We start from the raw sequence: 25320 nt of genomic DNA, 5'->3' as shown, positions 1-25320 counted from the left end.
GACTAATGAGCATGAAATTGAGTGTTAAGCACACTGTTGATCAGTGGTTCAACAAAATAGCAAAGAATCCAGCCCTTAGTGCCACGGTGTCGGTTTTGTGGTTAATGGTGGTTGGCTGGATAGCTTTTGGGTGGAATTTGGGCAATATTGGCTTGATTGATGAGACAGAGCCACTATTTGCCGAAGCTTCCCGCCAGATGTTTGTCACAGGTGATTGGATAACCCCATTTTTCAATGGTGAAACTCGTTTCGATAAACCTGCTTTAATTTACTGGTGTCAGGCGATCGCATATTACATTCTTGGGGTAAATGAGTGGGCAGTACGTCTTCCTTCTGCGATCGCAGCATTTGGCTTAATTTGTTTAGCTTTTTACACCGTACAGTGGTATTTCGCTAAACAAGACGAATTAGAGCAAGTTTCACGTCCTACTCGCCGCTACTTAACATCTTTTATCGCAGCAGCGCTCATGGCACTCAATCCCGAAACTATTATTTGGGCAAGAACGGGTGTCTCAGATATGTTGCTCACCGGATGTATAGCATCAGCTTTGTTATGTTTCTTTCTAGGTTACGCAACGAAGGGAGGGAGTAGGGAGCAGGGAGCAGGGAGCAGGGAGCAGGGGAGCAGGGGAGCAGGGGAAGCAGGGGGAGCAGAATTAATAACCAATGCACAATCCCCAATGCCCCATGCCCTATTCCCTAATAAGTGGTACTTGGCTTGTTATGTGCTAATTGCTGGCGCAATTTTGACTAAAGGGCCAGTGGGAATTGTTTTACCAGGGCTAATTGTTGGTGCATTTTTGCTTTACGTAGGAAGGTTTAGAGAGGTATTGCGGGAAATGCGCCTCTTCGTGGGTATACTGATAATTCTAGGTTTGTCAGTGCCCTGGTATGCTTTAGTAATTTGGCGCAATGGCTGGAATTATATTAATGCCTTTTTTGGTTATCACAACCTGGAACGCTTTACAGAAGTAGTTAATGGTCACTCAGCACCTTGGTATTTTTACTTTATAGTAGTGTTGCTGGGTTTTGCGCCATACTCCGTGTATTTACCAGTTTCTATAATCAGACTAAAGTTTTGGCAGCGATCGCACTGGCGATCCCTTGAACGTTTTCAGCAGTTTGGTTTATTCGCCTGGATTTGGTTTGCTAGCATCTTTGGCTTTTTCTGCATTGCTGTCACCAAACTGCCTAGTTATGTCTTGCCTTTAATGCCAGCAGCAGGGATCCTAGTGACGCTTTTATGGAGCGACTTTTTCCAGGATACAGAAGACAGACAAACATCTCGTGTTTCTTCCTCCCCCACTCCTCCCCTTTCCCCTACTTTTCTCCGAGTGAGTGGTTGGTTGAATGTAATGTTTTTATCAGTTCTAGCAACAGCACTGTTTAACATAACCCATATATTAGGTACTGACCCAGCTATCAGTAACTTTCACGAACTAATTCAAAAATCTGGTTTACCAGTAATAGCTGGCGTAATGTGGTTGATTTGTGCAATTTTAGTTGCTGGTTTCTTACTGAGCCGCCGATGGAACTACATTATTGGAATTAATTTACTAGGGCTGGTGGCGTTTATAATTTTTGTCTTAACGCCTGCTTCGTTTTTTATTGATCGAGAACGTCAATTACCCTTAAGGGAATTATCTGCGGTCATTCTAGAAGCAAAACAACCAAATGAAGAATTGATCATGCTTGGCTTCAAAAAGCCCAGTGTGGTATTTTACAGCCACATTCATGTAAATTATTTAGGACTTCCTCAAGAGGCTATAGAGCATATTAAAAACCAGGCTGCTAAGGGATTACAACCTCCTTCACTGTTGCTGTTGGCTGAACAGAAAAAGTTTTTACAAATGGAATTACAGCCAGATGATTACAAAAGTTTATCTACCAAAGGTGCTTATAACCTAGTTCGGGTTCCTTTTAAGAAAAAGAAAAATGAAAAAATAAACATATCTTAAATTGTCATTAGTCATTTGTCCTTTGTCCTTTGCGAATAACCAATGACTAATGACTAATGACTAATGACCAATGACCCAATTAACATTTGCCATTGTAACCATTGACAGCTAAGGCTTGATTGATCTGGTCTAATAGGTCTTCCATTGATATTGATCGCGGTAATATTTGGGTAGCGATCGCACCAACCACAGTCTCTATCGATTCCAAGCTATTCTTCTTCTGCTTGTCAATTTCCTTATAAGCTACCCCAACCGAAGAACTGGTGTCTGGGCGATTTAATCGCTGATTTAGTACCAAAATTGGTGGTAATTTATCTGGTGAATCTCCCAATGTTTTCAGGGCTTTTAGCACATCTTTGTGGATAGCGGATTCTCCTAAACAAATTAGTAGTAAATCAACGCTTTGGTGGCGAATTTGTTGTAATACTTCTGCCCAACAAGGACTCATCGCCGCTTTGAAGCCTGCTGTTTGTAAATACTGAATTAAAGCTTGGAACCACTCAGACCCCCTTTCAGCAGTTTCACTACTAATTGAGCAATTTTTTGCTGTCCGATAACCCTTAGCTGGCTTACGTCTTACCTGTGGAAAATCACGCAGCATTGTCAAATCCACAACCAAGATGTTAGGAGGGCAGCAAATACCAGAAGCAATTTGTAGTACTGATAGTAAGGCATCTGTTTTTTCGATGCGACTACCGTTGTCTTTGCTAAATGGTGTTAAGTAAGGATATACAGATAACCCTGGTACTTTAGAAGCCACTAAGGTAGTTGCAACATCGCAAGTAACCAATGGTAGAGCCGCCAAACGTGGGTGCTGGATTAGTTGTTGCAGATAAATTTGGGCGGTGGTACTTTCGACATCTAGCAAAATAACATCAAATTGCCATACCCGTGCCAAAAGTTCTGCTTGATCTAAATCATCTACTTCAATCACCCGATGTTCTCGAAGTGAAGGGTGAGGATTGACCGATTCCAACTGGGGATTCACCAACCTGAGAATTCGTAGTGGGGTTTTAGGTGGGATAATGGCGCTATTTTCCAACCCTACCTGCGGAGCTACTTGGGCAGCACATAATTTTTCGAGAACTGGTGCCAATACCTGATGCTCCACTGGCAAACTTAAGAAACCATCGGCTCGGTTAGCAAATGCTTTGTCCTTTTCGGCCCCCGTTGCGGTAACTATTACAGATATATGACGGGTTGCGGTGTCAGATTTTAGTAAAGTCAACACATCCCAGCCTGACAGCAAGGGTAGCAACGGATTCAAAAATATCGCTATTGGTTGCAAGCGCCGAGCTTTTTCGACTGCTTCTGTCCCTGATCGCGCAATTACTACCCGATATCCTAAAGATTTGAGTTTTTCGGTCAAGTCTTCAATATATCTGGCTACTGCCTCGACTACTAAGACCAACCGTTGGGAACTCGCAGGATGATGCTGTGTAGGCGTAACGATCTGCTGACGAGTGGCTGCGGTGTTTTCCCGTGTCTGTTGGTGTCGTGTCTTCTCGTCTGCTCTGATTACCATATCTGGCTCCGAAAAGCCTGTTTTCGGGGGACTGGGCGGCAGAAGTAGTGTAAACTGGCTACCTTTGCCTTCACGAGACAAGAAGCTGACATCTCCTCCGTGGAGCCGAGCTAAGGCCCGAGTTAATACTAGCCCCAAACCAGTGCCTTCAAATTGGCGGGTGAGGGGATTTTCTAGTTGTTGGAATTTTTGAAAAATTAGGTGTTGCTGGTGTTCTGGAATGCCAATACCTGTATCCCAAATTGTAAAGGCAATCCATCCTTCCCAACGACTTACCCGCAGCCCAATTTCGCCGGATATTTCAGTGAATTTAAAGGCGTTGGAAAGTAGGTGTACTAGCATCTGGCGCAAGCGCAACTCATCTGCCACCATTTCATCTAAGCCTAGTTCAATGGAAAGGCAGAATTGGGGAGCAGATGAACGGGCATTTTCTTGAGGTTGGGATGTTGTTTTAGTAGTTTGAGTGTGGATGGCTTTGGCTTCCGATAGGGCGCGATCGCACACAGCACTAATTTTTACTGGTGTCAGCGTCAAATCCATTTGTCCCGTTTCCATTCGGGTCAAATCTAAAATGTCATTAACCACACTCATCAGGTGGCGGCCACTTTGATGGATTAGTCCCGCATAACGGGCTTGACGCTCGTTAAGTTCTCCCAACTGCTGATCCACCAGCAAACGCGATAATCCTAAAACGGCAGTTAGGGGAGTTTTGAGTTCATGACTAATACAAGCTAAAAACTCGTCCTTCAACCGATTTAGTTGAATTAAATCGGCATTTTTTGCAGCTAACTCTTTGCAAAGCTGCTGCTGTTCAGTTACATCAGTAGCTAAAACTAACCACAAATCATTGCTGAGTAAAACCTCTGACTCAGCACTCATGACTTTAAACTCAGGACTATCTAAGGGAATTTTGGCAAACTGCCAGATTCGCTCCTGACCATTTTGCACTTCCACAACACAGGTACAAGTACCCACTTGACTATCCAAATAGCAGCGACTGTATACAGCATCTGGTGATGCTTCTTGCTGAGTCAGTTCCTCTTCACCACCATATTCATTCTCCCTGCCATTGGGATGAACCTTGATTGCTCGTTGGGTGACATATTCAGATTTTTCGGAGGGCTTAGGGACAAGTATTGCTTCCACTTGTCGCCTAACTCCTTCTGGATCTTTTAAGGCTCCTAATTGTTGCCACCAGGCGGGATTTCGGGCTAACACTTCGCCAGTAGACGTTTGCAACATTAAAGGCCAAGGCAATCTTTCCAGTAACAGTATCAGTGGCTGGTGCCCCAATGATTTTGCTTTATTTGGCGGCTGTACATCAGCATCATGCTCATGGCGCGACCTCTGGATGCCTGAGCTTTGTAAACCAACCATGCGTTCCTTAGCCAGCGATCGCAACAGGCGGGAACTATCCAGCAGACCCAAATATCGACCATCAGAGTCAATCAGCGCCCAATCTAAGTTCTGGTGTTTTTCGGCTTGTGGATAACCCAAGTGCAAGGTTAATTGCTCTACACGCTCAGAAGCTGATATTGTCTGTATTGGCTCAATGAGACCTTGACCCCATGTAGAGAGTGGTTGATGTAAATTTAGATTTTTATTGTCACTATGTGCTAATAATTTTTGGATTAAACGGGCAGAATACAGCAATCCAACGGGGCATTGCTGCTGATTCACTACTACCAAGCGATCGCACTGCTCTTGCTCAAAAATCTCCAGCACCACTGCCAAAGAAGATGTTTGGAGGCAGCTAGCTACGGTTGCCTGAAAGTCAGAAAGCGGGTAATCTAGCATTAACATAGGGCTTTGGGGGTCATTCTTCCTGTGGGAACCTCCGGCATCTCCATCTGCCAACTGTTGATGGTCTTTTCGCCTGAAGCCATATCCTCTAAGAAGACTCATATAAGCAACTCTGGTTATTTCAACGCCATTAAATAAAACAACGGGATTTCCCCTCACGGACACTTGCTTGTGGACGAGTGCATTTTTCCAAGAGGCGACGTTTCTGATTTATAGCAACTAGCCTCCCCAGCGTCTTACTGGTATTTAAACTCCCGATCGATAGTGACGGCTACAACAATTATGGCCCCAAAGATTCGCTTTAGAACCTTGAGGAATTATAATGATTTAGAATCGGACAATCCTTTAAGTTCGTTTAAGTATCTTATCAAGGAGAAAAATTAAAAAATATATCTATTTATATACATAAATACAGATACGCAAACAATAAATTAGGTAGTGTGTCTGTTTATGGCGACAAATACCTCATCATCAAAAATTTACTAAGTCTTAACACTTAGTCGCTGAATTAAGCTTTTGAGTTGCTAGCACAAGCAGGCATAAATAAATATCCAGTTGAAAAAACTAAAAAGTTTAAGTTTAGTGCATAAGCTTTCTTACTTTCCCCCTCCAGCAAGAATTGCCTTCTTGCAGTATTTGTGAACACAGAGCATTATTTTGGGGTAAAGTCGCCAGTTTACTGCACATCAAGAAGTATTTCCCTAGAAGCGTTAGCCAAACTTATCAGCTCACGTTTCTTGGTCAAGGCGATCAAGGAGATAGATTAAAGAGTAAATGTTATTACCAATATTGATTCTGCGACCTGATGTTAACAAATGTTTAAATAATCTAGTTTACTTAGTCAAGCAAAAAGATTGGATTGCTTGGGTATGGAAATTTATTGATGGGATTATCGCCCAATTTTGCTATTTACCTGTTACTGCAACGACCTCTGCAACAATCAACTATTTACCAAATTGGCCGCAACAAAACCTAAGTAAGGCATACACTAGCAAGTACGTCTATGTATTTGCCAGCCAGATGCAAAAAAGCCAACAGCATTTTAACGAGATGAATCCAGCCGAAAGGCAAAGATTATTAAGACAGCTTAAATCAGATTACAGTCTAATACTTTTAAATTATTTTACCACAGACAAAACACTCAAAGAAAAAATTGATAAATTTATCAATACTATATTTTATGCTAATATTCCTGTGCCCCAAATCATCGAAATTCACATGGAGGTAATTGAAGAATTTTCTATCCAGCTAAAATTAGAAGGAAGAAGTAATGAAACCTTACTTGATTACCGCCTGACGTTGATAGATATATTGGCTCACTTGTGTGAAGTCTATAGGAGTTCGATTCCTAAATAAAATAAGTTTATTTATTAATAATTAACTTAGAACAAGCTAACACTGTTAGTTATTACCAACGTGCGAACACATCTTGTCTTTCTACTATCGTAACTAGCCTGTAAATATATGATTAAAGCCAAAAAAACCTACGTTCTCAAGCTTTACGTAGCCGGGAACACCCCTAATTCAGTTCGGGCATTGAAAACTCTCAAAAATATTTTAGAACAGGAGTTTGAAGGTGTTTATGCTTTAAAAGTGATCGATGTATTAAAAAGCCCACAACTAGCAGAAGAAGATAAAATATTGGCAACGCCAACATTATCCAAAATTTTGCCTCCACCCGTTCGCAAAATTATTGGCGATCTCTCAGATCGAGAAAGAGTATTGATTGGACTAGATTTGCTTTATGAAGAACTGAGTGAAGCAGATTTTGAAGAGTAAAATAATTAATGATACAAGATCGCGTTTATAAAGTAAATTTTAACTATGTAGGGTAGCCATTATATTGCTCTAGTTCAGATAGCTTTACTACCCTTTATCCTAGAGCATTACAGCAAAATATTTATTTTTGCTATTTTTTTGTCAGATTGTTACCTAACACACCCTACTTGCTTAACATTTAGTTTATAATTAGTCTGGAAAAATTGAGTACAAATTTTACTAATAAAACAACAGTTTTTAATACCCTTTTATTATCAAGCAATGAGTCAAAACGAGCAAGTAGAACCCAAGAAGACACCAAAAAATGGGGGTGTAGAAAAAATTCGCACGATGATTGAAGGGTTTGACGATATTAGTCATGGTGGTTTACCAATTGGTAGAACTACCTTGGTCAGTGGTACTTCAGGTACAGGTAAAACTTTATTATCTCTTCAGTTTCTGTATAACGGTATTACCTATTTCGATGAAGCAGGTGTATTTGTTACTTTTGAAGAATCACCCAGCGATATTATTAAAAACGCCCATGTTTTTGGTTGGAATTTACCCCGCCTAATCGAAGAAGGCAAGTTATTTATTCTTGATGCATCTCCCGATCCAGAAGGTCAAGATATCGTTGGTAATTTTGATCTTTCTGCACTTATTGAACGCTTGCAATATGCCATTCGCAAATACAAAGCTAAACGAGTTTCAATTGACTCAATGACAGCAGTATTTCAGCAGTATGAAGCGATGGGAGTAGTACGACGCGAGATTTTTCGCTTGGTAGCACGTCTCAAAATACTGAGTGTCACCACTGTAATTACCACTGAACGCAGTGAAGAATATGGCCCCGTTGCTTCTTTTGGAGTGGAAGAATTTGTTTCTGATAATGTAGTAATTGTTCGCAACGTTTTAGAAGGAGAACGCCGCCGTCGCACAGTTGAAATTCTCAAATTGCGCGGTACAACTCACATGAAAGGTGAGTATCCCTTCACAATTACTAATGAAGGAGTTAACATTTTCCCACTAGGAGCAATGCGTTTAACTCAGCGTTCATCTAATATCAGGGTATCTTCTGGTGTTAAAACCTTAGATGAAATGTGCGGTGGTGGTTTCTTTAAAGATTCTATTATTTTGGCAACAGGAGCCACAGGTACTGGTAAAACCTTGTTAGTAAGTAAGTTTATTCAAGATGGCTGCCTGAATGGAGAACAGGCAATATTATTTGCTTACGAAGAATCACGCGCCCAACTATCTCGTAATGCTTCTTCTTGGGGAATTGATTTTGAAGAATTAGAAGAGCAAGGTTTACTAAAAATAATTTGTACCTATCCTGAATCAACTGGTTTAGAAGACCATTTACAAATTATTAAATCAGAAATTGCTGTCTTTAAACCAGCTCGGATTGCCATTGATTCATTATCAGCATTAGCTAGAGGAGTGAGCAATAATGCATTTAGGCAGTTTGTAATTGGTGTAACGGGTTATGCTAAACAAGAAGAAATTACTGGTTTCTTTACCAACACAACTGACCAATTTTTAGGAGCGCATTCGATTACTGACTCTCATATATCTACGATTACCGATACAATTCTAATGTTACAGTACGTAGAAATTCGTGGAGAAATGTCGCGGGCAATTAACGTATTTAAAATGCGCGGATCTTGGCATGATAAGGGCATTCGCGAGTATAATATCACTGCTGACGGGCCCGATATTAAAGATTCTTTCAGAAACTACGAACGGATTATCAGCGGTGCTCCTACTCGCGTTAGTATCGATGAAAAGGCGGAACTTTCTCGCATTGTTAGACGTTTTGAAGACAAACAGAGTTCCGAACCCTAAATTTAGTATCGTAGTATATTCTTTCCTAAATTTAGTATCGTGCTATATTCTGTGGTGAAGAAAGGTTTTCTGCCGCTAGATTGATTTTCGTGTGAGGGATGCGGTGAAAGGACAGCAATTATTCTATAGCTTCTTGCCTGGTGTCACGGCAGCGGTTTTAACAACTCAGCCTGCTTGGGCTGGTACTGTAAAACTAACTGGGGTACAGCTGGCTTCTTCTCCTAGTGTTTTGACTTCTACTTATGGTCAAAGCTCGGTTGTGGATATGATGAATACGCAATTGCCGCATGGTGCAAATGTTAGTGTTCCAACCCTACTACCTGGTTTTGGTTTTACTAAACTTAGTATGAAGCCTTTAAGTAATAACAGTATTCCAGTATTTACGGCTGGAAATACTGTTGTGCCAATAAAACAAGTACTTAAGAAAGATGAAGGTAGATTTGTCAGTTTGACACCTACCTCTAATTCTTCCCAACAGCTAGATGTTAGCCGTTCTGCTCAAAATAACCAAAAACAGAGTAACTCAAGCATTTCTGGGCAGAAATCAGAGAGCATAGTAGTTCCCAACTACACTTCAAAACCTTCTTCTGTCCAAAGAAAAATTTTACCCCTGTCTGCTGCACAGCAGCCAGTGGTTAAAAAGAAAAATGCTGTTACTGAGTTGCAAACATTTTTACAAACTTCAGCTACAGGTGGAGAATCAGCAAAACTGTTGTCAGCAACAAGATGCCCACAGGAATCAGGGAAAAGCAAGACTAATTCCTCAGCAGCTTTGCTACTGGCTTCAAACACCTGTTTACAACAAAATGCTATTGGCCGCATTGCTCAGAATAATACCTCAATTCCGGCAAATTCGACACAAGTTCCCACTGTACCAGGAACCGTAACTCCTGCACCAGGAGATTCAGTACAACCTTCCACTGTGCCGAGAACCACAACTCCTGTGCCATCAGGGCCGGTGCAAGTTCCCGATAACTTGATTCCTAGCTCAAATCCCTTGCAGTTTCCTACAAAACCGGAGGAAGTGAGACTTCAGGGAAATCAGCCGATTACTTTGGCACAAGCTCTGGAGCTAGCACGGCGTAACAATCGGGATTTACAGGTGTCTATTTTGGAGCTAGAACGGAATCGAGCGGTTCTACGTGAGGCACAAGCTGCTTTATTGCCAACTCTAGGAATTAGCGCTGATATTACTCGTAGTCAGTCTGCCAGTAGTCAGCTCTCGTCGAAACTCCAAGAACAACAGACGGGTATCTCATCGCCAGATGAAGCTGGTACATCTTTTTCTGGTCAAGCACAGCTGTCATATAACATCTACACTTCTGGGAGAGTGCAAGCTAGCATCAGAGCGGCTGAAGAACAGGTACGTTTCAATGAATTGGCTGTAGAAACTCAGTCTGAGACAATCCGTTTGAATGTTGCCACTGACTACTACAATCTGCAACAGGCGGATGAACAAGTACGTATTGCTCAGTCGGCTGTGCAAAACTCCGAGGCTAGTTTGCGTGATGCGGAAGCTTTAGAGCGAGCTGGGGTTGGTACGCGGTTCGATGTGTTGCGATCGCAGGTGAATTTAGCAAATGCCCAACAAGATTTGACTAATGCTAGATCCCAGCAGGCAATTTCCCGTCGTCAATTAGCAACTCGGATAAGTTTGCCGCAGGGAATAAATATCAGTGCCGCCGACCCTGTACAATTAGCTGGTCTTTGGAACCCAACGCTAGAACAAAGTATTGTGCTGGCTTATCAAAATCGTCCAGAATTGCAACAGCAGTTGGCACAACGCAATATCAACGAACAACAGCGTAGACAGGCTCTTGCAGAACTGGGGCCTCAAGTTAGTTTGGTAGGCAGTTACAACCTACTAGATCAGTTCGATGATAGTGTCAGCATTACTGATGGTTATTCATTGGGAGTTAGAGCAACCATCAATTTGTATGATGGGGGAGCGGCAAGAGCAAGAGCAGCTCAGTCTAGCGTTAATATTGCGATCGCAGAAACTCAATTTGCTGAACAGCGCAACCAAATTCGCTTTCAGGTAGAACAAGCCTACTCTACCCAGCAATCTAGTTTGGAGAATGTTCAAACCTCTAACACCGCTTTAGAACAAGCTAGAGAAGCTCTACGTTTAGCGCGTTTGCGATTCCAAGCTGGTGTAGGGACTCAAACTGATGTCATTAACTCTGAAAACGACCTCACAAGGGCTGAAGGTAATCGAGTCACAGCAATTTTGGATTACAACCGTGCTTTAGCTCAGTTACAACGGTCTGTTACCCTCAGAGCGCTACGCTAATACTGCTGACTTAACCTCTCAATTAAAAATTCTGAAAGCCTCATTGAAAGATGAGGCTTTTTAGTCAAAAAGACCGGAATTTTAACTCTCTACACGCCTAAAATTCCCACCGATCATCTGAAAGTGATTTAAATTGGCGTGAGTTCGACGAACCTCTCCCTCTCCGAAACGGAAAGAGAGGAGCAACGAAAAATTCAGCTTTTTACTCCCCTCTCCGTGTCGGAGAGGGGCTGGGGGAGAGGTCAAATAGACTTGTCGAACTCACGTTAAATTGCATAACTTAATTAAATATTAGTCTTTGTGGGGTGGGCAATATGAGCGCTCTCTAGATGAAAATTAAATATGGCACAGTCTAATTCTTGACTGAACTTTCTCACAAGGATTTTGAATTTTGAAAGTGCCGCGAAAACGCATAACAGCAATTTTGTGAAATGATGTAGCATAACTGAATGTTCGCTCGCTAGCCTTGTCAAAGACTCATGACTAAAGTAACATCTCAAGAAATTGCACAGTTTCGCTCTCAATTGGCTGACGATCCTAGCGATATGGAAGCGCTGGATTTGATTGAAGACTGTGATGGAGATTTAGAAGATGCGGCGATGACGCTAGCTATTAGAGCAGGACAACAACCAGAAAGAGCAAATTCTGAGTGGTTAGATGCCTTGGCTAGAAAATGGCGTGTGGTTATTTGCGAACAAGAATACCGGGAAGATTTGCTTAATACTTCACCTCAAAAGATGATGGAACATCTAAAAGCAATGCCGACATTTCCCAAGATTTTGGCAACGCCAGTTTTGATATATGTCCTCAAACAAGGCGTAAACAATTTTTGTGAGCCACTAGATTCACTCAAGTGAGCAGCCCACATATATTTAACTAATGCTTAACTTGCGCGATGCCTGCGGTGGTCACTGAGCGCAGTCGAAGTGCGGGCTACGCCTACGCGATTTGCAGTTGAGTTTAATACAGACCTAACCCCCAATCGCTTCTCTACAATGGATGGGGAGTAAGCATCAATACTTTTTGGGTTTTGGGGGAAAGGGGAAAGGCAAAGGGTTTGAATTTACCTTTCCTCAGACCAAAAGATAGGTCTATTGGGTTTATCCGAAAAGTATTGGAGTAAGAATCAAAGCCTTTCCCAACTCCAAACTCTTACCCAATGTAAGATCGATTCGACCAAGACTGATACGCTGTTAATTAAGGCAAAACTTATATTAGACAAATTGTAAAATCAATGAATTACCTTGTTGCCGTATTACCAGACCGCATTCAAGCCGAAGCTGCTTACTTAGCTTTAGAAGAACAAGGCATAAACAGTACTATCCTTGGGAAGGGCTATAAAACGGCTGACGAGTTTGGCTTAATTGACCCCAAAGACCAAGCCAAAAAGCAAGCACAACTGATGGCAACCTGGCTGATACCATTTGGCTTTTTTGCAGGTTTTACATTCAGCCTCATCACTGGTTTAGATACTTTTGCCTGGGCGGGTGAAGTTGGCAATCACATCGTTGGCGGACTGCTGGGTGCTGCTAGTGGTGCTATGGGTGGTGTAGTTGTGGGTGGCGGAGTCGGTTTACTCATCGGTGGTGGTGATGCCTTGCCTTATCGAAACCGCTTAGACGCGGGTAAATACTTGGTTGCCGTTCAAGGCTCTGAAACTCTGACTCGGCAAGCGACCCGAATATTACGTCAGTTTGATCCAGAAAATATCCAAGGTTATGCTGACACAAGTAGCGTGTGACAAAAAATCCTGGTTTACGCATTACAACACACAGGATTTACTTTTGAAGCGGTAAAAGTACTGGTCAATTTTGCCTTTACTGGGCGAGAACTTAAAAGAATTATCGCTCATTCTCTAGACGATCGTGTTGCCTCGATTTGAATTTTGAAAAAACTAGGAATGCAACAAATTCCTAGAAATGGGAACCTGCTGAAATGGGAATTAAAGTTAGAATCAAGACAGTTATAGCAGTTTAATTCTCAATTCCTAACTCATAAATTTTAAGAATGTTGCCACGAGAAGAACTTTTAAAGGGTGTTGAAAATCGAGATAGTGTAGCTCGTGTAATTGATCAAGCGGAACAAGCTATCAAAACTTGGGAAGTGGTTTTGACAGATTTTCTATCTCCCCCAGAATTAGCGGAAATCCAACGGGTGTTTAACCGATTAACAGAAGTGGAATTAGTTGCGTGGGGCGGATATCCCCAAGCTGAACGCCAAAGAATAGCGATCGCTCGTTCAGAACTTCCCCTAGATCAATCTCAAGTCAGCCTTGTCGCCGTGGAAATTGCTGGTAACTTCTTGTTTGATACCGCCTCTCACCGCGACTTTTTAGGCGCAATGTTGGGAACAGGAATTGTTCGTGAAAAGACAGGAGACGTTATTGTCTTGGGAGAACGAGGGGCCCAGGCTATTGTCGCCCCAGAGTTAGTAGAATTTTTGGAAATGAGTCTTAAGCAAGTGCGATCGGTTCCTGTGAAGACTCAGCGAATTGAGATAACTGAATTAAGGGTTCGGGAACCAAAGAAAAAAGAACTAACTACTGTGGAGGCTTCTTTGCGGTTAGATGCGATCGCATCTGCTGGTTTTGGTATGTCCCGCAGCAAAATGGTTGACTTCATTGATGCTGGTGATGTCCGCGTTAATTGGAAGGAAGTTACACAAGCTAGTTCTCAAGTCAAATCAGGTGACTTAATTGCCATTCGCTCTAAAGGGCGTTTAGAAGTTGGGGAAATCGCAGTTACAAAAAAAGACCGTTACCGAGTTCAATTAACAAGGTATATGTAATCAGTGAGGAGTTAAGAGTTTTAAATTCACCAGTTTCTTTATCCCCCAATTCTTAACTCCTAAGAGGATTTTTGAAAAGTCTACCCTTATATTCAGATCCTCCCTATCCCTCCTTAATAAGGGTGCAATAACCTTCTCAAAGTCCTCCTTTTTAAGGAGGATTTAGGAGGATCTTAAGTTTTGGATACCTCAGTAACCACTTTTAAAACAACCTCTTAAGCTTTAAAGTGTTTTGCTAATATATTCAGCAGAAGTTTGCGCGGTATGAGGCGAGATAATTTGCTTCTAATTTGAGTGCTAGTATCAGAACTAATAACAGTTGGATAGCCTTTTTCCAAAGCATCTAAACATTCCCAAACAACTTTTTCGGAAGAATACACTTTATCCGTAGTACTTGCCAGCGCTGGAGGAAAATTAGCTTCCGCAAAAAAATTTGTTTCTATTGGCCCTGGACAAGTAACCAAAATACGGACACCATATTGACGATTTTCTGCCCATAGTGCTTCACTAAAACTGAGAATAAAAGCTTTACTGGCAGCATAAACAGAAAGGTATGGTATCGGTTGAAATGCCGTAATAGAGGATACGTTAATAATACTTCCAGACCGTCGTTGCCGCATCAAGGGTAAAAATTTATGGGTTAAATCTACCAATGCTAAAACGTTTAATTGTACAATTTTAATTTGTCTTTCTCCATCCCCTTCGGCAAAGTCGCCATAGTAACCAAAACCAGCATTGTTGATTAATAAGTCAATAGTTAATCCCTTTACTTTAGTGGCATCAAATACAGTAGCAGCTGCATTAGGTTCCGTGAGGTCTTGGATTATAACGTCTACTTGAATTTTGTGTTGTTCTTCTAGTTGTTTAGCTAATTGACTTAGTTTCTCTTTGGAACGAGCTACGAGTACAAGATTTGTCTTGCGTGCAGCTAGTTCCTGGGCAAAAGCTTTACCAATCCCACTAGATGCACCAGTAATTAAAGCAGTTGGCATTCTAGATATTTAGATAGTTTTTAAGCAGCTTATAAATCTTACCTATGCTGGCTATAAGTTTTAACTACCTAAAGTGATATACCCAAAAGGGTAAAATCATCACTTAGTAATGAATAAGGGTCATGTCCCAAATAATGATTTTTCTCATAGCGATTCAAATTTATTTTGAATTGCTAGCTACCATTTTTCAGACCAATAGATTATTTCTGATGCGGAACTATTAATAGCGACACCATAGCTATCTCCATGATTCCATTTGAAGCCAGGTCTGCCTTTGTCGTCTGCATTCAATACTAGTATTTCATAAGTAGGTGGAAAAGATTCCATAGGAGAGTCGCTCGTATAGAAAAAAGTTGTTGGTACACCGTTAAGTTGATTTATGTGGTCGTTTGTGTTACCACCTCTATATTTGTACTTTGCACTATTTCTGTATTGTGACAGTAATTTTTCTATCTTATTTGGTGGCTGTTTCAGCCTAATTTGAAAAAAAGTATTTCCTTGCAAAAATTCTGGAGAGTAAGCAATACGAACATCTTTAGCATCAGTAGGAATCTGATTAGGAAAATGTTTTACTCGATCATTATCAGACCATAGCTGATTACGAATTTCTTTGTAGCGTGATGTATCAGTTATTATTTTAGGCTCGCTAGTACTGCTAAAAGCTGTTCTCATAAAAAAGCTTCCCCCGACAATACAAAGGCTAGCAAGGGCTAATAGAAATGGCGATCGCTTCATGAAGTTGGGTGCGTCTAACTTTCATAGTCATATACCCAACTAATAAACTATATTCGTACTATTGCGGATATAGCATCAGAGATATTAACAAAAACTTTGTGTATTTAGGTAAAATTGGGGCTAATTGTAAAATTAATGTGAAGTTAGTCAATGATTATCTAGTCAAAAACCGCAGGTTAGTCTCGTTCAGACTAGTACTAGTTTTATAGCTAACGAAATCAATTCCACAGTTATCCATTTTTTTTCAATTCTTCCTGATGCAGCAAGAAATAAGGCGGATATATAAATAGTAGATGCACCTTAATTAAATCATAGCCCTCCGCTTTTAGTTGAGGGCTTTTTTTAATTAAATTTAGAATTTTAAAATAAAATAAATCTGTTCAAAAAACTAATTTACCCGGATATAGCAATTAATAAAGCGGATTAATAAATGGTAGATGCACCTTAATAAATTACAGCCCTTAGCTTAACGCTATGGGCTTTTTTATTACTTATAGTTTTTAATGTGTCGATAAAATAAATCTGTCAAAAAACCTAATTTACCCGGATATAGCAATTAATAAAGCGGATTAATAAATGGTAGATGCACCCTAATAAATTACAGCCCTTAGCTTAACGCTATGGGCTTTTTTGTTACTTATAGTTTTTAATGTGTCGATAAAATAAATCTGTTAAAAAACCTAATTTACCCGGATATGAAAACCAATAAAGCGGATTAATAAGTGGTAGATGCACCCTAATAAATTACAGCCCTTAGCTTAACGCTATGGGCTTTTATTATTTAAATATAGATGGCAGTAAACTGGGAGCTAACCATACTGCATAACCAATAAATCCAAATAGCAAGGTAATTAAGACAGTAACGCCGTAGCTGATGCAAATTAATAAACCGTCAGATTCGATGGTGGCAACAGTCAAAAGTAAAATACCTATAGTGGGGATAGGATTTGTAAACGGAATTGGTAATATTAAAAATATTGTTAATAAAGAGATACAAAACCCATTAATTCGCCAAATCAAATGATTATGGGCTATTTTTGCCAATCGGGGACGGGCTATTTTCTGTAAAACTTTGGTAAGATGTCCCAAATTTTGTAAAAGTAACTCAGCAAAGGGACGAGGAAACTTGTAGTTAGCGATTCTTTTCGGCAGCCAAGGCGATCGCCTCCCTAAAACCATTTGCGCTGACAATAGTAAACAAGCACCACCAAAAGGGCCAGTTAATCCCGGTGGCATAGGAAATAAAAAAGGCAAAACTAATAATGTAATTACCAGGCTGAATCCTCGTTCTGAGGTTTCTGCCAGAACATCACCTAGAGTAAGCGGTTGTTCCGCTAGGCGTTGTAACAGGGACTTTATATCTTGAGAAAATCTCAGATGCATTTGGTGTGAGTTGATGCAACTTCCCACATTTTTAGCAGAGGGAAATAGAGTAAGTGGAGGAGATGAGGGAGAATAACTCCTAACTCCTAATTTCTGGGGGTGCTAAAACAGCTATAGCTTTAGGTATAACCCTAAAATGAGCCGGTGTGTAAGTAGTAATTTCACCATCTGTATTGATAGGACGCGGTTTGCGAGTATATACTTTTATGTCTTGACCTTGAAGAGAACGTACACTCTGCCAATGTATATGTCGCCCTTCTCGCATATCAGGGAGTAATAGTATAATCTGCCACCAGTGTTTAATTTCCAAGCTATAGAGGTCTAGCCTTTGATCGTCTATTGTGGCATCGTCAGCCACTGCCATACCACCGCCGTAATAACGGCCGTTACCTACAGCAATTTGTACTGTTTTTACGCGAACTGATTCACCATTGATTACAATCTCCGCCGTAAAAGGTCTAGCTTCCAAAATGACTTGCAATGCAGTGGCGGCATAAGCAAATATTCCCCAACGGCGTTTGACTTCTTTGGTAAGTCGCTGGGTAATTTTTACACTCAATCCCAGACTGGCAACATTAAAAAAGTGCTTGCCATTTACCCAACCCAAGTCGATATGGCGTAAATTTCCATTTGCAATAATTTGGCAAGCTTCGCTGAGTGAATTCGGTATTTCCAAAGTCCTCGCTAGGTCGTTGGCAGTTCCTAAAGGTAAAATTCCCAAGGGCAACTGAGTCTCAACTAAAGCATCTACTGCTGCATTGAGAGTGCCATCTCCTCCACCAATGATTACTAGATCAACTTGATGCTGATAGCGAAATATAACTTCAGCAAGATGTTTTGGATCTTCTGTAGACTCCTCAATTAAATCAAAGCCGAGTGTTTTCAGATATTCAATCGCTTCCGACAGACTCTTTTGCCCTTGGCGGGCATGACGATTTATTAACAGCAGGGCGCGGGAACTCATGGGTAGTACCTTTTGTAGTTGATATGTCCAATTATCCGCATCTATGTATTCTGCTTTAAGTTGGCTCTAAAAAAGTGTTTAAATTGTTATGATATTCATCAAAATTTTATTTTTTCAATACTTATTATGTTATTGTAAGCAACTTTTAATTTCTCTTTTATCTAGTTTATCTCTATTAGTCCTTGCTGTGTTGATACTCAGTAGATATCATTGTTACTCACTAAATGACTGTATTTGAGTATTTTTATTGTTAGTACGATATTTCTTACAATTTTATAATAACCAGACAATAATTACAAACAATGCAATATTTATTATTTGTATAGATACATACTTATAGATTAAATTGTATAAATAAATTTTATCCAGGTTGAAACCATTAGCTTTTACAGTATTGGCTGCAAACTTTATATGGCAAAAGCTACATATTTCAGATGGCTGTTGAAAAAGCTCTAGTTTTTAAGCGGTAACGCTACGAGAACAGAATGACAGCAAAAGATCCCTTTAAAACATTGTTTAAACTAGACTTTATCAAAATAGAATTCAGGAGTCAGAATTTAGAAGGATTCTGTACGACTGGCGAGCGAATGAATAAAAAAGTCACCTGTGCCGTTTAACTGGATTCATCCACAGTTCTAAGTGACTAAATGCCTGTGAAAAAAGTAACGTTAAACATAAATAAACCACCGCTACACCTGCATAAATCTCAAAGGCGCGATAGTTGTCAGCAACAATTAACTGTCCTTTACGTAGTAATTCTTCCAACCCAATTACAGAAACTAAACTAGTATCCTTCAATAAACTGATAAAGTCATTACCCAAAGGTGGAATCATTCGGCGAAAAGCTTGGGGAAAAATGACATAACTCATCGTTTGTATAGAACTCAAACCTAATGATTGTGCTGCTTCTGCTTGTCCTACTTCAATCGATTGAATCCCTGCACGCACAACTTCGGCAGTGTAGGCGGCGTTATTCAAACTTAAGGCAATTATTCCAGCAGTTAGGCGATCAAAAGTAAATGTAAAACCAAGTTCTTGCGAAATTGCTGGTAAACCAAAGTAAATCATAAAAATTTGCACCAATAAAGGTGTTCCCCGAAAAAAATCTACATAGGCTCTCGCTAGCCAACGCACAGGTGCAATCCGAGAAAGTCGGACAATACCAATTAGGGAACCTCCAATTAAACCAAAAACTACAGAAATTATTGTTAATTGTAACGTTACTAATGCTCCCTGCAATAAAGTCGGAAAAGCCTGCAAAATTACAGCAATTGAAGTAAATATTTTAGGTGAGCTAGTACTATTCTGGTTTTCAAATGGTGATTTAGCTGGTAGTAATGGCGGTTTGATTTTAAACCATTTTTGGTAAATTTGAGAATAAGTGCCATTTTTTAACACTCTCTCCAAACCATCATTTATTAATGCCAAATTTGGCGAATTTTTAGCTGTAGCAATGCCATAGAACTCCTCCGTCAGCAATTGCTGTACTATTTTTATTCCCTGAAGATTGCCCGTATTAATAGCATATAAAGTCACTGGCGCATCATTGATTACCGCATCCACATTACCATTGGCCAATTCTTGTAGGGCTACAGGTGCTGAATCAAAACTACGAAGTTGCACTCCAGGAATACTCTTAGCTTTTGCAGCTCCAGTTGTCCCAATTTGAACTGCAATTTTTTTATTTTTGAGACTGTCAAAGCCAGTAATATTTTGATCGTCTGCACGGATTGCGATCGCTAACCCAGCTTTAAAATAAGGACGGGAAAAAGAAATTGTCTTCGCCCTCTCCTCTGTAATCGTGATCGAACTAATCGCCGCATCTACCGTTTTGGCTGCCAAAGCCGGTATCATACCATCAAAAGGCATACTTTGAAAATCGACTTTAAATTTAGCTGCAACTGCGATCGCATTCATCAAATCAATCGAAAAACCCTGTAACTCACCACCTTGTTTTTTAAACTCAAAAGGTGGGAATGCTGGTTCTGTAGCAACCCGCAAAGTTTTTCCCGCACTAGAGTTCACAGCACAGCTAGCTAATAACAAACAACCAAAACTAACAACCACACACCAGCGCAGCCAATGCCCAAAACCAAACTTAGCCATATTATTTTCTCTTACCTCTGCGCCCTCTGTGCCTCTGCGGTTCCTTAAAACCTTACAATCAACTTTAGAGCAGCTTGACACAAGTAATGAACAATACCATCCCCGCAATTATTTTTGACAATATCGAAAAAAACTTTGGTTCCCTAAAAGTCCTCAAAGGAATCACAGGCGAAATCAACCGGGGAGAAGTTGTTGCAGTTATCGGTTCCTCTGGCTGTGGTAAAAGTACCTTATTACGCTGCTTTAATCGCTTAGAAACCATTGACAACGGGCGTTTAATAATCAACGGGATCAACTTATCTCGGCCCACTGTCAACTATAATCAACTGCGCCAACTACGGACACAGGTAGGTATGGTTTTTCAACAGTTCAACCTGTTTCCTCATCTCAGCGTCCTGGAAAATATGACACTTGCACCGCGTAAAGTTCTGGGTAAAACACCCAAGGAAAGCGCCCAACTAGCGAGATTGTATTTAGAGAAAGTTGGCTTACACGACAAAGCATCTGCTTATCCCGAACAACTTTCTGGCGGACAAAAGCAACGAGTAGCGATCGCTCGTAGCTTATGTATGAATCCCCAAATCATGCTATTTGACGAACCCACCAGCGCCCTAGATCCCGAACTCGTCGGCGAAGTTTTGCAAGTGATGCAACAATTGGCAGCAGAGGGAATGACAATGGTGGTTGTCACCCATGAAATGCAATTTGCAAAAGAAGTAGCCCATCAAGTGATATTTTTAGACAAAGGCATTGTGACAGAAAAAGGTTCAGCTTATGAAGTACTGACCAATCCTCAAAGCGATCGCCTGCGTATTTTCCTCAGTCGCCTTCAAGTAATTCGTAATTCGTAATTAAAGGCTTCCTTTAAACTCCTCACTCATTACTTCCCACTCATTACTTCCAACTCAGCACTAATTAAAGATACTCGCGCAAGAAATCAAAGGGATCGTCTTCCCAACAAGGCTCAGGTATCAGCCAAAACAAACTAGCACTGATGTCGGCTTCAATTTCATCACCATCGTCTCTATCAAATAGTTCTATCAAAGCTGTCAAATCACGTTCTCTCAGAGACGTTAACGATGGGGTATATACCTGGAAATTATTTGAGTAATTCACGCGCAAAGTTGTGCTTGACAGCTGTAAAAATTTAGTATAGAAATTTGTAAATAATCAGATTTTAGGTTTGACAACCGTAGTTAAATAGTTATTTTGATATTATTAGAGATAGGCTACTCTCATTAGTGTCTCATAATTTCCATAGGGCTGCTATAGTATTTATTACATAAATACAGACTGAATTTACTCAGACCGGAAAAAGTCTTGAGGCTGTGATTCGACTAATTCCACTCCAAATACTTCAGCAAAGCACTGTGATACATAAAAACGGACTTCTTGGCAAGTAATACCTGGAATCCACTCCGCTAAACTGCCTACAGGTTTATCAGAAATACCGCAGGGTACAATGCGCTCAAAGCCTTTCATCTCTGGACAAACATTTAATGCAAAGCCGTGCATCGTAATCCAACGGCTGACTTTAATCCCAATAGCCGCAACTTTTCGCCCTTGTAACCAAACACCAGTAAAAGCCGGAATTCTTTCTCCCTGCAACCCATAAACTCTCAATACGCGAATTATGACTTCTTCGAGTTGGCGTAAGTACCAATGCAGGTCTTTACGATAACGTTGCAGATTTAAAATTGGATACCCCACTAGTTGACCAGGACAATGGTAAGTAACTTCGCCGCCTCGTTCAACTCGATGCACATCATATTCACCTTGATCAATATCAAATTTGATAAAGTCTGAGTTGCTTCCTTGCCCCAAGGTGTAGACAGGTGGATGTTCTAGCAAAATTAACACGTCATCTAGACTAGGGTCATGGATGCGTTGATTGAGGAGCGATCGCTGCCATCTATGAGCATCTAAGTAAGGCATTAATCCTTGGTTATACAGCAAACAATGATTGTTGTGTGGTTCTTTACTACGGATCATGCCAAAAATCAACTGGTATTAGGAATAAAATATATTGCGATTTACAGGATTGCAGTCCAAAAGTGTCAAGATTTGCAAAGGATCTTAAAGGAAAGTCAAGGGAACATGCATTAGAAAATACAAAGTGCTAGTTTGAATATACAACCTCAATAGGTTTTAGGAGGAATTCTCTGCAATAAGCATCATGCCAAGACAATTAAGAACGATGCACTGGCTGATGACTCTAATAATCTTGTTTGCATATTAAAGCAAGATCAACTTCTATAAATACTCGTGTTGTCGATCAACAGAGAGTAAACCTCAACCGGACACAGAAGGAGCAACTATCAACAGTTCTGTAAGCGTTGTTTTAATAGAGAAGACAGTTACGAGAGCGATCGCTCAAATTTCCTCACCAAATAGTTCTATGTAGAAATCCAATTGGATATCAGCGCAGAGATGAGGAGGAAAATTAAGGGTATAATGAGCAAAAACTTAGATGCAGTAAGCTTAAAAATAGCTTACTAGCAGTAGATAGAAACAGTTCACAATTTGTTTTGGCGGGAGTAATAGACCTTACCGCAATTTCTTTTCATACAAAGCAAATTCACACATCAAATATTCAGTGGGAGAGTTTACATGAAGCTTGTCATCCACAGCAAAAATATTGAAATCACCGATGCGATTCGGGAATATGTACATCAAAAGATTGAAAAAGCAGCTAGTCACTTTCAGAGCATCACAAATGAAGTGGATGTGCATCTTAGCGTAGCCCGTAATCCTCGAATTAATACTAGACAAGCAGCTGAAGTAACTATTTACGCTAATGGTAGCGTTATCCGTGCCGAGGAAAGTAGTGAAAATCTATATGCCAGCATTGACTTAGTTGCAGATAAAATTGCCCGTCAATTGCGGAAATATAAAGAACGCCGTCAAGATCAGAAAACTCAGCCCCAACCAACAGAAGTAGTTGTTGCAGAGTCGGTAGTCCCAGATTTAATTGGCGATCGCACTCCCGAATTGCCTAACGAAGTCGTCCGCACCAAATACTTTTCCATGCCACCGATGACCCTTGCAGAAGCCCTGGAACAACTGCAACTAGTGGGACACGACTTTTATATGTTCCGCAATTCTGAAACTGGAGAGATTAATGTAATTTACGAACGCAACCACGGCGGTTATGGTGTGATTCATCCCCGCAATGGTAACGGTCATACTAACGGCAAGAATGGCAAGTCGAGCCACAATAATATTGTCATGCCGGAAAAGTTGCATTCTAAATAGGGAATTGGGAATGGGGAATGGAGCAGGGGGACAAGGGGACAAGGGGACAAGAGGACAAGAGGTGAGAACTTGAAACAAATCTTTCCCCTTGTCCCCAATTCTCCTTGTCCCCAAGTCCTTTTCCCAATTCCCATTTACCATTTCCCTATTTCGCAATCTGTTGCAAAGTTTTCAATGCTTCCTCAACATGACCTTTAAAGTTCAACATTGAATCAAACACGTATTGCACAACTCCTTGTTGGTCAATGACGTAAGTAACGCGACCAGGGAATAAGCCAAAGGCTGCTGTTGCGCCATATAGCTTCCGTACTTGGTCGCCTTTGTCAGTTAAGAGGGTAAAAGGTAGATTATATTTTGCAGCAAATTTTTGGTGAGATTCGCTAGAGTCAGCACTCACACCGACAACTTCAGCACCAACACTTTTAAACACTTCATATTGATCGCGGAAAGCGCACGATTCAGCCGTACATCCGGGTGTGTCATCCTTGGGATAAAAATATAGGACAACAGCTTTTGTGCCACGAAAATCTTGGAGGCTCACTGTTGAACCGTTTTGAGCAGGTAGAGTGAAATTAGGAGCAGTATCTCCAACTTTGACTGGCATAACAAGTGGTAGTAATTACTTAACAAAATTTTACCTTGTATCCGAGTATATAAATTTTGCTTGATTAGCTGCATCAGGCAGGGTAGCTTAGATACTCATCAAAGAAAAAATTCCCTTTATGCGCCTGACTTCACTGGATGTTTTTCGCGGCATTACGATCGCTGCTATGATTCTCGTCAATATGGCGGGAGTCGCAGATGATGTATATCCTCCCTTAGCACACGCCGATTGGCACGGTTGCACGCCAACTGATTTGGTATTCCCTTTCTTTCTCTTTATTGTTGGTGTAGCGATGACTTTCTCGCTGTCAAAGTACACCGAAGATAACAAACCAACCTCAGCTATTTACTGGCGCATCTTCCGCCGCGCCGCTATTCTGTTTGCCTTGGGATTGCTACTAAATGGCTTTTGGAATCAAGGTGTTTGGACTTTTGATTTGAGTAGCATCCGCATCATGGGAGTATTGCAGCGCATCAGCATTACCTATCTCCTGGCTTCCTTGATAGTTCTCAACCTTCCGCGCAAAGGTCAATGGATACTCGCAGCAGTGATACTCATTGGCTACTGGCTAACGATGATGTATCTACCAGTGCCAGATTATGGCGCGGGAGTTCTAACACGAGAAGGTAATTTGGGCGCTTATATTGACCGGATGATTATTCCCAAAGCACATCTATATAAAGGAGATGGTTTCAAATTTATGGGAGATCCAGAGGGACTGTTCAGTACTATTCCCGCGATAGTAAGCGTCCTCGCTGGCTACTTCACCGGTCAATGGATACGCAGCCAACCTGTACAATCACGCACAAGCATCGGGTTAGGATTATTTGGAGTTGGTTATTTAATTATCGGTTGGACGTGGGGCTGGACATTTCCCATTAATAAAAAGCTGTGGACAAGTTCTTATGTAGTCTTTACTAGCGGTTGGGCGTTAATTTTGCTAGCAGCTTGTTATGAACTCATCGAAGTCCGGCTGAATCGTCGCTGGAGTAAACCTTTTGAAATTATGGGCTTAAATGCGATCGCACTTTTCGTTCCATCTGTTTTGTTGATTAAAATCTTAGTGAAAACTACTATCGGTACAGGTAAAGATGCTCCCAGTACCTACAATTGGATTTACCAGAATTTTTTCGCATCTTGGGCGGGACTTCTGAATGGTTCCCTGTTGTTTGCCTTAGTCACCGTGTTGTTGTGGTGGGGTGTTGGTGTTCTGATGTATCGGCAACGTTGGTTTCTCAAAGTGTAATACTATATCTGGTAAATCACACGTCACTAGTTAATTGCGACTAAAATTAGCGATCGCCTACGGTGG

At 40.9% G+C, this 25320-nt stretch carries 20 protein-coding genes; 11 read left to right on the top strand and 9 right to left on the bottom strand.

Going from position 1 to position 25320, the window contains the following annotated elements:
* Positions 1-5: 5 nt before the first annotated feature.
* Positions 6-1958, top strand: a complete 1953-nt coding sequence (locus tag GJB62_RS24880) for a glycosyltransferase family 39 protein (RefSeq protein WP_181852854.1) — start codon at positions 6-8, stop codon at positions 1956-1958.
* Positions 1959-2037: 79 nt separating this feature from the next.
* Here the strand turns inward: GJB62_RS24880 and GJB62_RS24875 are convergent, their stop codons facing one another.
* Positions 2038-5286 carry an ATP-binding protein gene (locus GJB62_RS24875; protein ID WP_167756022.1) on the bottom strand — a complete coding sequence of 1083 codons (3249 nt, stop codon included), beginning with the start codon at positions 5284-5286 and terminating at the stop codon, positions 2038-2040.
* Between the two features lie 774 nt (positions 5287-6060).
* On the opposite strand from GJB62_RS24875, the gene GJB62_RS24870 reads away from it, so the two are divergent.
* The 7 genes from GJB62_RS24870 (at position 6061) to GJB62_RS24840 (ending at position 13969) form a co-directional block, all read left to right on the top strand.
* Positions 6061-6642, top strand: coding sequence for a KaiA family protein (locus GJB62_RS24870; RefSeq protein ID WP_114082479.1), 582 nt, complete (start codon positions 6061-6063; stop codon positions 6640-6642).
* Between the two features lie 108 nt (positions 6643-6750).
* Positions 6751-7065: a circadian clock protein KaiB gene (gene kaiB / locus GJB62_RS24865; RefSeq protein WP_114082480.1), complete on the top strand. Its 315-nt coding sequence runs from the start codon at positions 6751-6753 to the stop codon at positions 7063-7065.
* Positions 7066-7326: 261 nt separating this feature from the next.
* A complete protein-coding gene (kaiC, locus tag GJB62_RS24860; RefSeq protein WP_114082481.1) occupies positions 7327-8889 on the top strand; it encodes a circadian clock protein KaiC in 1563 nt (520 codons plus the stop codon).
* 103 nt (positions 8890-8992) lie between these two features.
* Positions 8993-11182 carry a TolC family protein gene (locus GJB62_RS24855; protein WP_114082482.1) on the top strand — a complete coding sequence of 730 codons (2190 nt, stop codon included), beginning with the start codon at positions 8993-8995 and terminating at the stop codon, positions 11180-11182.
* 479 nt (positions 11183-11661) lie between these two features.
* Positions 11662-12039, top strand: a complete 378-nt coding sequence (locus tag GJB62_RS24850; protein ID WP_012409408.1) for a hypothetical protein — start codon at positions 11662-11664, stop codon at positions 12037-12039.
* Between the two features lie 377 nt (positions 12040-12416).
* The gene (locus GJB62_RS24845; RefSeq protein WP_114082483.1) at positions 12417-12923 is read left to right on the top strand and encodes a hypothetical protein; all 507 of its coding nucleotides are present in this window, start codon (positions 12417-12419) and stop codon (positions 12921-12923) included.
* Between the two features lie 266 nt (positions 12924-13189).
* Complete coding sequence (locus GJB62_RS24840; RefSeq protein WP_114082484.1) at positions 13190-13969, top strand: photosystem II S4 domain protein; 780 nt, start codon at positions 13190-13192, stop codon at positions 13967-13969.
* Positions 13970-14184: 215 nt separating this feature from the next.
* On the opposite strand, the gene GJB62_RS24835 is transcribed toward GJB62_RS24840, so the two are convergent.
* The 5 genes from GJB62_RS24835 to GJB62_RS24815 all read right to left on the bottom strand — a co-directional run bounded on the left by GJB62_RS24835 (position 14185) and on the right by GJB62_RS24815 (position 20149).
* On the bottom strand, positions 14185-14961 hold the full coding sequence (locus GJB62_RS24835) for an SDR family oxidoreductase (protein WP_114082485.1): 777 nt from the start codon (positions 14959-14961) through the stop codon (positions 14185-14187).
* Positions 14962-15138: 177 nt separating this feature from the next.
* Positions 15139-15696 carry a hypothetical protein gene (locus tag GJB62_RS24830; RefSeq protein ID WP_114082486.1) on the bottom strand — a complete coding sequence of 186 codons (558 nt, stop codon included), beginning with the start codon at positions 15694-15696 and terminating at the stop codon, positions 15139-15141.
* Between the two features lie 777 nt (positions 15697-16473).
* The gene (locus tag GJB62_RS24825; RefSeq protein ID WP_181852855.1) at positions 16474-17079 is read right to left on the bottom strand and encodes an exopolysaccharide biosynthesis protein; all 606 of its coding nucleotides are present in this window, start codon (positions 17077-17079) and stop codon (positions 16474-16476) included.
* A gap of 79 nt (positions 17080-17158) precedes the next feature.
* On the bottom strand, positions 17159-18043 hold the full coding sequence (locus GJB62_RS24820) for a lipid kinase (RefSeq protein WP_114082488.1): 885 nt from the start codon (positions 18041-18043) through the stop codon (positions 17159-17161).
* Positions 18044-18643: 600 nt separating this feature from the next.
* Complete coding sequence (locus tag GJB62_RS24815) at positions 18644-20149, bottom strand: ABC transporter permease subunit (protein WP_114082489.1); 1506 nt, start codon at positions 20147-20149, stop codon at positions 18644-18646.
* Positions 20150-20235: 86 nt separating this feature from the next.
* On the opposite strand from GJB62_RS24815, the gene GJB62_RS24810 reads away from it, so the two are divergent.
* Positions 20236-21000, top strand: coding sequence for an amino acid ABC transporter ATP-binding protein (locus GJB62_RS24810; protein WP_114082490.1), 765 nt, complete (start codon positions 20236-20238; stop codon positions 20998-21000).
* 64 nt (positions 21001-21064) lie between these two features.
* Here GJB62_RS24810 and GJB62_RS24805 read toward each other — a convergent pair whose 3' ends face one another.
* Both GJB62_RS24805 and lipB read right to left on the bottom strand, forming a co-directional pair.
* Positions 21065-21265, bottom strand: a complete 201-nt coding sequence (locus tag GJB62_RS24805; RefSeq protein WP_114082491.1) for a hypothetical protein — start codon at positions 21263-21265, stop codon at positions 21065-21067.
* Between the two features lie 183 nt (positions 21266-21448).
* A complete protein-coding gene (lipB, locus tag GJB62_RS24800; RefSeq protein WP_114082492.1) occupies positions 21449-22141 on the bottom strand; it encodes a lipoyl(octanoyl) transferase LipB in 693 nt (230 codons plus the stop codon).
* Between the two features lie 618 nt (positions 22142-22759).
* Between lipB and raiA the strand changes: the two genes are divergently transcribed.
* A complete protein-coding gene (gene raiA, locus GJB62_RS24795; RefSeq protein WP_114082493.1) occupies positions 22760-23404 on the top strand; it encodes a ribosome-associated translation inhibitor RaiA in 645 nt (214 codons plus the stop codon).
* Between the two features lie 145 nt (positions 23405-23549).
* Here the strand turns inward: raiA and GJB62_RS24790 are convergent, their stop codons facing one another.
* Positions 23550-24008 (bottom strand): peroxiredoxin, encoded by a 459-nt coding sequence (locus tag GJB62_RS24790; RefSeq protein WP_114082494.1) that lies wholly within the window; start codon positions 24006-24008, stop codon positions 23550-23552.
* Positions 24009-24126: 118 nt separating this feature from the next.
* Here GJB62_RS24790 and GJB62_RS24785 point away from each other — a divergent pair, with 118 nt between their 5' ends.
* Complete coding sequence (locus GJB62_RS24785; RefSeq protein ID WP_114082495.1) at positions 24127-25254, top strand: acyltransferase family protein; 1128 nt, start codon at positions 24127-24129, stop codon at positions 25252-25254.
* The last annotated feature ends 66 nt before the right edge of the window (positions 25255-25320 follow it).

This window comes from Nostoc sp. ATCC 53789, from assembly GCF_009873495.1.
Taxonomy (GTDB): Bacteria; Cyanobacteriota; Cyanobacteriia; order Cyanobacteriales; family Nostocaceae; genus Nostoc; species Nostoc muscorum_A.
The sequence above is the reverse complement of the archived record's forward strand: the minus strand, read 5'-3'. Positions and strand labels throughout refer to the sequence as shown.